This is a genomic window from Streptomyces tateyamensis (assembly GCF_003205575.1).
Classification (GTDB): Bacteria; Actinomycetota; Actinomycetes; order Streptomycetales; family Streptomycetaceae; genus Kitasatospora; species Kitasatospora tateyamensis.
Genome location: NZ_PYBW01000281.1, coordinates 1 through 250, shown reverse-complemented (window position 1 = coordinate 250; position 250 = coordinate 1). Strand labels below are relative to the sequence as shown.

Sequence of the window (250 nt, the reverse complement as noted above, 5' to 3'; positions counted from 1 at the left end):
ACCCCCCCCCCCCCGGCCGCCCCCCCCCCGCCGGGCCCCGCCCCGCCGGCGGCCGCCGCCCCCCCGGCCGCCGCGCCTGCCCCCGGCGCCCGCCCCCGATCGAGGGACCGGCCCCGCCGCACCGGGCTGACCGCGATCACCGGCTCGCTGCGCCCGCCCACCAAGGTCCACCCGCTGGTCGGCGCCCGCACGGTACGGATCGGCCGCTCGCACGACAACGACCTGGTCCTCGCCGACCTGCAGGTGTCCC

The 250-nt window shown here is 84.0% G+C and carries 1 protein-coding gene; it reads left to right on the top strand.

All coding sequences use genetic code 11. The features are described from left to right. On the top strand, nucleotides 1–250 hold a 250-nt coding region (locus tag C7C46_RS35625; RefSeq protein ID WP_181442682.1), incomplete at both ends, for a hypothetical protein.